The organism is Kitasatospora sp. NPDC029312 (assembly GCF_055569215.1).
In genome coordinates this window covers 42,084-51,911 of the sequence record NZ_JBVHXY010000052.1, presented here as the reverse complement: position 1 = coordinate 51,911, position 9,828 = coordinate 42,084, and the positions used below count along the sequence as shown (strand labels likewise).

General features: G+C 70.7%; 10 protein-coding genes. 4 read left to right on the top strand and 6 right to left on the bottom strand.

Annotation, left to right across the window (positions count from 1 at the left end; translation table 11 throughout):
- The coding region (locus ACZ4WV_RS30975; protein WP_465751958.1) for an acyl-CoA dehydrogenase family protein at positions 1-131 on the bottom strand (131 nt) is incomplete at its 3' end.
- Between the two features lie 196 nt (positions 132-327).
- Here ACZ4WV_RS30975 and ACZ4WV_RS30970 point away from each other — a divergent pair.
- Both ACZ4WV_RS30970 and ACZ4WV_RS30965 read left to right on the top strand, forming a co-directional pair.
- Positions 328-1,665, top strand: coding sequence for a UDP-glucose dehydrogenase family protein (locus ACZ4WV_RS30970; protein WP_465751951.1), 1,338 nt, complete (start codon positions 328-330; stop codon positions 1,663-1,665).
- Positions 1,666-1,781: 116 nt separating this feature from the next.
- Complete coding sequence (locus ACZ4WV_RS30965) at positions 1,782-2,195, top strand: CoA-binding protein (RefSeq protein WP_465751950.1); 414 nt, start codon at positions 1,782-1,784, stop codon at positions 2,193-2,195.
- 20 nt (positions 2,196-2,215) lie between these two features.
- On the opposite strand, the gene ACZ4WV_RS30960 is transcribed toward ACZ4WV_RS30965, so the two are convergent.
- The 3 genes from ACZ4WV_RS30960 to ACZ4WV_RS30950 are packed head-to-tail and all read right to left on the bottom strand — an operon-like array spanning position 2,216 to position 5,124.
- The gene (locus ACZ4WV_RS30960) at positions 2,216-3,430 is read right to left on the bottom strand and encodes a dipeptidase (RefSeq protein ID WP_465751949.1); all 1,215 of its coding nucleotides are present in this window, start codon (positions 3,428-3,430) and stop codon (positions 2,216-2,218) included.
- A 33-nt stretch (positions 3,431-3,463) separates the two neighbouring features.
- Entirely contained in the window at positions 3,464-3,988 is a 525-nt protein-coding gene (purE, locus tag ACZ4WV_RS30955; RefSeq protein WP_465751948.1) for a 5-(carboxyamino)imidazole ribonucleotide mutase, read from the bottom strand.
- Complete coding sequence (locus tag ACZ4WV_RS30950) at positions 3,985-5,124, bottom strand: 5-(carboxyamino)imidazole ribonucleotide synthase (RefSeq protein ID WP_465751947.1); 1,140 nt, start codon at positions 5,122-5,124, stop codon at positions 3,985-3,987. Before ACZ4WV_RS30950 ends, purE begins: the two co-directional genes overlap by 4 nt.
- A 298-nt stretch (positions 5,125-5,422) precedes the next feature.
- Between ACZ4WV_RS30950 and ACZ4WV_RS30945 the strand changes: the two genes are divergently transcribed.
- The gene (locus tag ACZ4WV_RS30945) at positions 5,423-5,929 is read left to right on the top strand and encodes a GtrA family protein (protein ID WP_465751946.1); all 507 of its coding nucleotides are present in this window, start codon (positions 5,423-5,425) and stop codon (positions 5,927-5,929) included.
- A 62-nt stretch (positions 5,930-5,991) separates the two neighbouring features.
- Here ACZ4WV_RS30945 and ACZ4WV_RS30940 read toward each other — a convergent pair whose 3' ends face one another.
- The gene (locus ACZ4WV_RS30940) at positions 5,992-7,245 is read right to left on the bottom strand and encodes an ATP-binding protein (RefSeq protein WP_465751945.1); all 1,254 of its coding nucleotides are present in this window, start codon (positions 7,243-7,245) and stop codon (positions 5,992-5,994) included.
- A 63-nt stretch (positions 7,246-7,308) separates the two neighbouring features.
- Complete coding sequence (locus tag ACZ4WV_RS30935) at positions 7,309-7,983, bottom strand: response regulator transcription factor (RefSeq protein ID WP_030290974.1); 675 nt, start codon at positions 7,981-7,983, stop codon at positions 7,309-7,311.
- 330 nt (positions 7,984-8,313) lie between these two features.
- Here ACZ4WV_RS30935 and ACZ4WV_RS30930 point away from each other — a divergent pair, with 330 nt between their 5' ends.
- Positions 8,314-9,822 (top strand): peptide MFS transporter, encoded by a 1,509-nt coding sequence (locus ACZ4WV_RS30930; protein WP_465751944.1) that lies wholly within the window; start codon positions 8,314-8,316, stop codon positions 9,820-9,822.
- Positions 9,823-9,828 lie beyond the last annotated feature (6 nt).

Sequence of the window (9,828 nt, the reverse complement as noted above, 5' to 3'; positions counted from 1 at the left end):
CGCCCCTGCTCATCCACCTCCGCCGCGAACGGCGCGATCTTCGCCTCGGCCAGCGAACGCACCGCCTCACGGAGCATCCCGTGCTCCTCGGAGATGCGGAAGAGATCGAAGTCAGCCGCGCTGCCCGCCATGATGCCTGCCTCGTGGTCCAGTGACCGAAGTCTGATCGACGTCGAATCCGGGTTAACTACCGTTCAGTAAGGATCCTAGGGCTCCGACCTGCGACTGCCTAGCGTCCTCCGGAGCCGGGGGATCCCTACCCCATCGGCCCGGGCGGATAGCATCAGCACACCTCTACTGGTCGAACCCGCAACTCAAGGGGACCCCGTGACCCTCCGCATCTCAGTGATCGGCACCGGCTACCTCGGAGCCACGCACGCCGCCGCGATGGCCGAGTTCGGCTTCGAGGTGCTGGGTCTGGACATCGATCCCGACAAGATCGCCACGCTCACCGCCGGACGCGTCCCGATGTACGAGCCGGGGCTGTCGGAGCTGCTGCTCAAGCACGTGCCCGGGCACGAGGGCTCGACCGGGCGGCTGCGCTTCACCACCTCCGCCAAGGAGGCCGCGGAGTTCGGCGACGTGCACTTCATCTGCGTCAACACCCCGCAGCGCAAGGGCGAGTTCGCCGCCGACATGTCGTACGTGGACACCGCGATCGACGACCTGGCGCCGCACCTGACCCGCCCGGCCCTGGTGGTCGGCAAGTCCACCGTGCCGGTCGGCTCGGCGGCCCGGCTGGCCGAGCGGCTGGCCGCGCTGGCGCCGGTCGGCGAGGACGCCGAACTGGCCTGGAACCCCGAGTTCCTGCGCGAGGGCTTCGCCGTCCAGGACACCCTGCGGCCGGACCGGATCGTGGTCGGCGCCCAGAGCGAGCGGGCCGAGCGGCTGTTGCGCGAGGTGTACGCCGAGCCGATCGCGGCCGGAGTGCCGTTCCTGGTCACCGACTTCGCGACCGCCGAGCTGGTCAAGGCCGCCGCCAACTCCTTCCTGGCCACCAAGATCTCCTTCATCAACGCGATGGCCGAGGTCTGCGAGGCGGCCGGCGCGGACGTCACCCAGCTGAGCAAGGCGCTCTCCTACGACGAGCGGATCGGCGGCAAGTTCCTCAACTCCGGCCTCGGCTTCGGCGGCGGCTGCCTGCCCAAGGACATCCGGGCGTTCATGGCCCGGGCCGGCGAACTCGGGGCCGACCAGGCGCTGACCTTCCTGCGCGAGGTCGACTCGATCAACATGCGGCGCCGCTCGCGGATGGTCGAGCTGGCCCGCGAGCAGTGCGGCGGCGGCTTCCTGGGCCGCCGGGTCGCCGTCCTCGGTGCCGCCTTCAAGCCCAACTCGGACGACATCCGGGACTCCCCGGCCCTCAACGTGGCCGCCCAGGTGCAGCTGCAGGGTGCCCAGGTCACCGTCTACGACCCCAAGGCCGTGGACAACGCCCGCAAGATGTTCCCCTCGCTCGCCTACGCCGGCTCCGCCCTGGAGGCCGCCGAGGGCGCCCACGTCGTCCTCCACCTCACCGAGTGGGCCGAGTTCCGCGAGCTGGACCCGGCCGAACTCGGCGCCGTCGTCGCCGAACGCCGCCTCCTGGACGGCCGCAACGTCCTCGACGCCGAAGCCTGGCGCGCCGCCGGCTGGACCTACCGGGCCCTCGGCCGCCCCAGCTGAGGCCGCCCCCGGCCGCTCCCCCCGCTGAGCGCCCGCCCCGCACCACCGGGGGCGGGCGCTTTCGATGCCCCGAAGCGAACCGGAATCCCGCGCCCGTGGGCGTCGTTTCTACCGGCATGACGCACTACGGCGACGACGCGACGGTCCGCGAGATCCTCACCGCCACCGGGGACACCTGGGCGGTGGTCGGCCTCTCCACCAACACCGCCAGGGCCGCCCACGGCGTGGCGCGGGTCCTCCAGCGCTACGGCAAGCGGATCGTCCCCGTTCACCCGAAGGCCGAGACGGTTCTCGGCGAGCGCGGTTACGCCTCGCTCGCCGAGATCCCGTTCCCGATCGACGTGGTGGACGTGTTCGTGAACAGCGCGCTGGCCGGGGAGGTGGCCGACCAGGCGGTGGCGGTCGGGGCGAAGGCGGTCTGGTTCCAGCTCGGGGTGGTGGACGAGGCCGCGTACGAGCGCACCCGGGCGGCCGGGCTCACCATGGTGATGGACAGGTGCCCGGCCATCGAGATCCCGCTGCTGGCCTAGGCACCGGCGCCGTCCGGAGCCTAGACTCCGGCGCCGTCCAGCTGGCCGATGGTGGCGATGGACGGCCGGCGGCTGGTCCGCAGGGAGGCGGCGGCCGACTCGGCGTCGCGCAGGACGCGCACGGCGTTGTGCCAGGTGAGCTTGGCCAGGTCGGCCTCGGACCAGCGGCGGCCGAGGAGTTCGGCGACCAGGTTGGGGTAGCCGGCCACCGAGTCGAGCCCGTCCGGCAGGAAGGCGGTGCCGTCGAAGTCGCCGCCGATGCCGATGTGGTCGATGCCGGCGACCTCGCGCATGTGGTCGAGGTGGTCGGCGACGGTGGCCGGGGTGGCGATCGGGCGAGGGTTGGCGGCCTCGAAGGCGCGCTGGCGCTCCATGGCCGGCGGGGTGGTGTCCAGCGGGTGGAAGCCGTGGGCGCGCATGTTCTCGTCGGCGGCCAGCGTCCAGTCGATCGCGGCGGGCAGGATGAACTTCGGGACGAAGGTCGCCATCGCCACCCCGCCGTTGGCGGGCAGCTGGGCGAGCACGTCGTCCGGGATGTTGCGCGGGTGGTCGCAGACGGTACGGGCGGAGGAGTGCGAGAACAGCACGGGCGCCTCGGTGACCCGCAGGGCGTCCCGCATGGTGTCGGCGGAGACGTGCGAGAGGTCGACCAGCATGCCGAGCCGGTTCATCTCCCGGACGACCTCCTCGCCGAAGCGGGTCAGCCCGCCGGCCACCGGCTCGTCGGTCGCGGAGTCGGCCCACGGCACGTTGTCGTTGTGGGTGAGCGTCAGGTACCGCACGCCGAGCTCGTACAGGGCGCGCAGGGTGGCCAGCGAGCAGTCGATGGAGTGGCCGCCCTCGGCGCCCATCAGCGAGGCGATCCGGCCCTCGGCGCGGGCGGCCTCCATGTCCGCGGCGGTGCGGGCCAGCCGCAGCCGGTCGGGGTAGCGCTCGACCAAGGCGTGGACGAAGTCGATCTGCTCCAGGGTGGCGCTCACCGCGTGGTCGCCGGCCAGGGAGGCGGGTACGTAGACGGACCAGAACTGCGCGCCGACCCCGCCCTCCGCGAGGCGGGCGAGGTCGGTGTGCAAGCGGTCGCTCTGGTCGGCGGCGAGGTCGAGCGCGCCGAGGTCGTACCCGGCCTGCTCGCGCATCGCCCAGGGGAGGTCGTTGTGACCGTCCACGACCGGGGCGGTGCGGAGCAGGGCGCGGGCACGGTCCAGTGCGGTGGCGGAGTCCGTCTGAGTAGTCATACGGGCTGTTCTACCCCAGGCCGACCAGCGGGGTTACTTGCCGAAGCCGAAGGAGGGGGAACCGGCCACCTTGGCCCGCAGCTTCTTGCCCTTCTCGGTGGCCTGGCTGTTCAGCTCGGCCTGGAAGTCGGCCATCTTCTCGGCGAGTTCGGCGTCGAAGGCGGCGAGCATCCGCACCGCGAGCAGGCCCGCGTTGCGCGCGCCGGCCACCGAGACGGTCGCCACCGGCACGCCGGCCGGCATCTGGACGATCGACAGCAGGCTGTCCATGCCGTCGAGGTAGCGCAGCGGCACGGGCACGCCGATGACCGGCAGCGGGGTGACGGAGGCGAGCATGCCCGGCAGGTGGGCCGCGCCGCCGGCGCCGGCGATGATCGCCTTCAGGCCGCGCCGGTGGGCGTTCTCGCCGTACGCGACCATCTCGCGGGGCATCCGGTGGGCCGAGACGACGTCCACCTCGTAGGGGATCTCGAACTCGTCCAGGGCCTGGGCGGCGGCTTCCATGACGGGCCAGTCGGAGTCCGAGCCCATGACGATGCCAACAACCGGGGATGTCATTCGGTGATCGTTCCTCGCAGGTAGGCGGCCGCGTGGCGGGCGCGCTCGCGGACGTCGTCGAGGTCGTCCCCGAAGACGTTGACGTGGCCGACCTTGCGGCCGGGCTTCACGTCCTTCCCGTACATGTGGATCCGCAGCCCGGGGTCGCGGGCCATGCAGTGCAGGAAGGCGTGGTACATGTCCGGGTAGTCGCCGCCGAGGACGTTGACCATGACGGTCCACTTGGCACGCGGCCGGGGGTCGCCGAGCGGGAGGTCGAGGACGGCCCGCAGGTGGTTCTCGAACTGCGAGGTGACCGCGCCGTCCTGGGTCCAGTGCCCGGAGTTGTGCGGGCGCATGGCCAGCTCGTTGACCAGGATGCGGCCGTCCCGGGTCTGGAACAGCTCGACGGCGAGGTGGCCGACGATGCCGAGGTCCCCGGCGATCCGCAGGGCGAGCTGCTGGGCCTCGTCGGAGAGCGCGTGGTCGAGGTCCGGCGCGGGGGCGGTGACCTCGGCGCAGACGCCGTTCTCCTGGACGCTCTCGACGACCGGGTAGGCGACGGCCTGGCCGCTGGGCGAGCGGACCACGTTGGCGGCCAGCTCGCGGACGAAGTCGACCTTCTCCTCGGCCAGCACCGGGACGCCGGCCAGGAACGGGGCCTGCGCCTGCTCCTCGTCGTCCACGACCCAGACGCCCTTGCCGTCGTAGCCGCCGCGGACGGTCTTCAGCACGACCGGGTATCCGGTGCCCTCCTCGGCGAAGGCGGTGACGTCGGCCGGGTCGGCGACGATCCGGTGCCGGGGGCAGGGCACGCCGACGGAGTCGAGCTTGGCCCGCATCACGCCCTTGTCCTGGGCGTTGACCAGCGCGTCCGGGCCGGGGCGGACGGCGACGCCGTCGGCCTCCAGGGCCCGCAGGTGCTCGGTCGGGACGTGCTCGTGGTCGAAGGTGATCACGTCGCAGCCGGCCGCGAAGCGGCGCAGGGTGTCGAGGTCGCGGTAGTCGCCGAGGACGACCTCGGAGACCACCTGCGAGGCGGAGTCCTGCGGCGTGTCGGCGAGGAGCTTGAACCTGACCCCCAGCGGGATGCCCGCCTGGTGTGCCATGCGGGCCAGCTGCCCGCCGCCGATCATGCCCACCACTGGAAAATTCACATTGCCCGGGGAAGTCACCCGGCCAGGATATCCGGGCCGGTGGGGGGCGGTGGAGCCGCGGTGGGGCACTGAGTAGTGGACGCGCGTAGATGTCAACCCGGGGCCCGGCGGGCTGAGCCGTTCGATGGAAGCGGGTAGCCTGGACGGCCAGGTCCTCGTCCACGCAGTCCGATCATGTGCGTGCACGCAGGGCTCGAGGTGGCCGGGTCCCGCGCCGGGCCCCCTTTCGTCCGCAGGCACATGGAGGCAGCCCGGTATGGCGACGACCGCAGCTTCGAAACCCCCGCTCACGCACAGGATGCGTGGGCTCACGGGCGAAGTCGTGAAGTTCGGCATCGTCGGCCTGAGCGGCGTGGTGGTCAACTTCGCCGTGTTCTGGGTCTGCATCAACGGCCTCGGCCTGGCCTCGCTGCGCTCGAACATCGCGGCGACCGTGATCGCGATCGCCACCAACTACCTCGGCTACCGCTACTGGCTGTACCGGGACCGGGACGCGGCCTCGCGCAAGCGGGAGATCACGCTGTTCCTGGTCTTCAGCGGCATCGGCATGCTGATCGAGACCGGCGTGCTCGCCTTCACGGTGTACGTGCTGCACCTGGACTCGCACTACGAGCAGCTCGGCGCCAAGGTGATCGGCCTCGGCGTCGCCACCGTGTTCCGCTTCGTCTCGTACCGCAGCTGGGTGTTCAAGGCGCTGCCGGAGCCCGAGCAGGACGTCGACGTGGCCGCCGGCGGCCAGGAGCTGGCGGCCCAGGCCGAGCTGATGCTGGCCGCCGAGCAGATCCGCTACGCCAAGGCCGAGTAGGCCTCGCGCGCCGAGCCTCGCAACCGGCCCTCGCGGCCGGCCCTCTGCGGCCGGCCGTCGCGCTAGTCCTGGTCCTCGTGGGTGCGTCCGAGGAACAGCGCGAACACCGCCGGCTTCAGCGACAGGAGCTCCAGCCGGCCGCCGTCCGCCTCCGCGAGGTCGCGGGCGACGGCCAGGCCGATGCCGGTGGAGTTGCGGCCGCTGACCGCGCGCTCGAACACCCGGTTGCCGAGGTCGGCCGGCACCCCCGCGCCCTCGTCCTGCACCTCGACCACCACCGAGGTGCCGGAGGGCCGGACCCGCAGGGTGATCGTCCCGGCGCCGTGCATCAGGGAGTTCTCGATCAGGGTGGCCAGTACCTGGGCCACCGTCCCGGGGGTGCCGACCGCGGTGACCCCGTGCAGGCCCTCCAGGGACAGCACCCGGCCCTGCTCCCGCAGCGTGGGGCCCCACTCCTCCACCTGCTGCTTGATCACCTCGTCCAGGTCGAAGGCGACGGCCGTGGGGCTGCGCGGATCGCGCTGGGTGGTGAGCAGTCGCTGGACGACGTCGGTGAGCCGCTCGACCTGCTGGAGGGCGATGGTCGCCTCCTCCTTGACGGTCTCCGGTTCCTCGGCGAGGGCGGTGATCTCCTCCAGGCGCATCGACAGCGCGGTGAGCGGGGTGCGCAGCTGGTGCGAGGCGTCGGCGGCGAGCCGGCGTTCGGCGGTGAGCATCCGGGCGATCCGTTCGGCGCTGGTGTCCAGCACCTCGGCGATCCGGTCGAGTTCGGGCACCCCGTACCGGCGGTCGCGCGGGCGGGGGTCGCCGGATCCGAGCCGTTCGGCGGTCTCGGCGAGCTCGGTGAGCGGCCGGGCGAGCCGCTTGGCCTGCCACACGGCGAGCGCCACGGCGGCCTGGACGGCCAGCAGGGCGACCACGCCGAGCAGCAGCAGGTTGTTGGCGATCTCGTGGTCGACGTCCTCGCGGGACTGCTCGACGGTGACGATCTCGCCGCTGTTGCCGCGTTCGACGGCCTTCAGCAGGTGGTCCCCGGCCGGACGGTCACCCGCCGAGACCACCTGCTGGCCGGGGATCTGCACCTCGACGTAGCTGCCCTCGGTGACCTGGCTCTCGAAGACGCGCCCGTTGTTGACCGCCTCGCGGTCGGCGAGCCGGCTCTCGACCAGGGCGAGCACCCGGACGGCGGCCGCGTCCACCCGGTCCTGGGCCGAGTTGACGATGGTGCGCTTCTCGACCAGGGCGAGCGGGACGCAGAACACCACGACCACCACCAGGACGACGACCAGCAGCGAGTTGATCATCCGGCGTTTCACGCTGCTGCTCCCCGAGGTGTTCCACGTCATCGGCCGACGCCCGGCCACGGTCTCCGTACGGGGCTAATTCTTCTCGAAGCGGAACCCCACCCCGCGCACGGTGGCGATGTAGCGGGGGTTCGCCGCGTCGTCGCCGAGCTTCTTGCGGAGCCAGGAGATGTGCATGTCGAGGGTCTTGGTCGAGGTCCACCAGGTGGTGTCCCAGACCTGCCGCATGATCTCCTCACGGGTGACCACCCGGCCGGCGTCGCGGACCAGCACCCGCAGCAGCTCGAACTCCTTGGCGGAGAGGGTGAGCTCCTCCTCGCCGAGCCAGGCGCGGTGGGACTCGATGTCGATCTTCACCCCGTGCGCGCCGGTGGTGAGCTGGTCGACGTTGCCGCGCCGCAGCAGGGCCCGGACGCGGGCGAGCAGCTCGGCCAGGCGGAAGGGCTTGGTCACATAGTCGTCGGCGCCGGCGTCCAGGCCGACCACGGTGTCGACCTCGTCGGCGCGGGCGGTGAGCACCAGGACGGGGCAGCTCTTGCCGTCGGCGCGCAGGCGGCGGCAGACCTCTAGGCCGTCCATCTCGGGAAGGCCGAGGTCGAGGACGACGAGGTCGACCTCCTCGGTGAGGCCGGCGGCCAGTGCGGTCGGACCGTCCTCGCGGACGAGCACCTCATAGCCCTCGCGTCGCAGGGCCCGGGCGAGCGGTTCGGAGATCGCCGGATCGTCCTCGGCGAGCAGCACACAGGTCATGTGGTGATGGTAGTCGGCCGGGGTACGGCCGTACGCCCTGTGAGGTGCTTCACAGAGCGTGATCGTTATACAAGGGCCATTCGGGTGTCAATCGAGCGGCGCCGACCGGTCGTTCGGCGAAGATTTTCCTTTTGGATCTTGAAACCGAAGGAAGAGAAGCCTGCGTACCATGGATCATTCGGGCCGATCTGTTGCGGACTTTGCCATTCCCATACCCGATTCCGCAGTTTTGTCATCTGATAACGCCAAATATGGCCACGTAGAGTGGTTCGAGTCCACGTCCGCTGCCACCCCCCTAGGCGGACGCTGTCAGGCAAGGAACCACTACTCATGGCGTCTACGACCCTGGACGCCGACGTCACGTCGGCCTCTCCCAGCGGCAAGACCTTCCTCGGGCACCCCCGGGGACTCGCCACTCTCTTCATGAGCGAGATGTGGGAGCGCTTCAGCTACTACGGCATGCGTGCCCTGCTGGTGCTCTACATGACCGCCTCCATCGCGGACGGCGGCCTCGGCATGAAGACGGCGGTCGCCGCTGCCGTGTACAGCGTCTACACGGCCATGGTCTACCTGCTGGCCCTCCCCGGCGGCTGGATCGCGGACCGCTTCCTGGGCGCCCGTAAGACGGTCGCCCTCGGTGGCACGATCATCATGATCGGCCACTTCCTGCTGGCCGTCCCGGTCAGCGCGTCGTTCTTCGTCGGCCTGGTCTTCATCGCGGTCGGCTCGGGTCTGCTCAAGGCCAACATCTCCACGATGGTCGGCCACCTGTACGACGGCCCGAACGACCCGCGCCGCGACGGCGGCTTCACGATCTTCTACATGGGCATCAACCTCGGTGCCTTCGTGGCCCCGCTGGTCGTCGGCACCGTCGGCCAGACGGTCAACTGGCACCTCGGCTTCGCCCTGGCCGGCATCGGCATGGCCCTGGGCCTGTTCCAGTTCCTGCTGGGCACCCGCCACCTGAGCCCGAAGAGCAGCGTCGTCACCTCGCCGATCAGCGCCGAGGAGAAGCGGAAGATCTTCACCAAGGCCGGCATCTGGCTGGCCGTCGCCGCGGTCTTCTACGCGGTCGTGGGCCTCACCGGCCACTTCACCATCAACTGGGCGATCTGGCCGCTGTCCATCGCCGGTCTGGCGATCCCGGTGGTGGTCTTCGCCAAGGTGAAGCGCGACAAGGACCTCGACGCCACCGAGCAGTCCAAGATGAGCGGCTACATCTGGTTCTTCGTCGCCGCCGCCGTGTTCTGGATGATCTACGACCAGTCCGGCTCGACGCTGAACGTCTTCGCCAACGACCACACCGCGTCGACGCTGTTCGGGTTCGACTTCCCGTCCAGCTGGTTCCAGTCGCTGAACCCGCTCTACATCATGGCGCTGGCCCCCGTCTTCGCCTGGATCTGGGTCGCCCTGGCCCGCCGGTCGAAGAACCCCAGCACCACCATGAAGTTCGCCTTCGGTCTGCTGATGATCGGCGCCTCCTTCATCGTCATGATGCTGGCGATGGCCGCCGCCCACGGCGACACCAAGGTCACCCCGCTGTGGCTGGCCATGGTCTACCTGGTCCAGACCGTCGGTGAGCTCACCCTCTCCCCCGTGGGCCTGTCCGTCACCACCAAGCTGGCCCCGACCAAGTACGCCAGCCAGATGATGGGCGTCTGGTTCCTCGCCGTCACCGCGGGCGACTGCGTCGCCGCGATCTTCCAGCTGGTGCTGGGCGACAAGGTGGTCGGCGGCACCGCGTACTTCGCGGTCCAGGGCGTCATGGCGATCCTCGCCGGTGTCGCGCTGGCGATGTACCGCAAGAAGGTCGTCAAGCTCATGGGCGACGTGCACTGACGTCCG

Coding starts and splice junctions, on each gene's coding strand:
- purE (WP_465751948.1), bottom strand. CDS start 3,988: ATGACATCCCCGGTTGTTGGCATCGTCATGGGCTCGGACTCCGACTGG.
- ACZ4WV_RS30935 (WP_030290974.1), bottom strand. CDS start 7,983: ATGACCTGTGTGCTGCTCGCCGAGGACGATCCGGCGATCTCCGAACCG.
- ACZ4WV_RS30965 (WP_465751950.1), top strand. CDS start 1,782: ATGACGCACTACGGCGACGACGCGACGGTCCGCGAGATCCTCACCGCC.
- ACZ4WV_RS30945 (WP_465751946.1), top strand. CDS start 5,423: ATGCGTGGGCTCACGGGCGAAGTCGTGAAGTTCGGCATCGTCGGCCTG.
- ACZ4WV_RS30960 (WP_465751949.1), bottom strand. CDS start 3,430: ATGACTACTCAGACGGACTCCGCCACCGCACTGGACCGTGCCCGCGCC.
- ACZ4WV_RS30930 (WP_465751944.1), top strand. CDS start 8,314: ATGGCGTCTACGACCCTGGACGCCGACGTCACGTCGGCCTCTCCCAGC.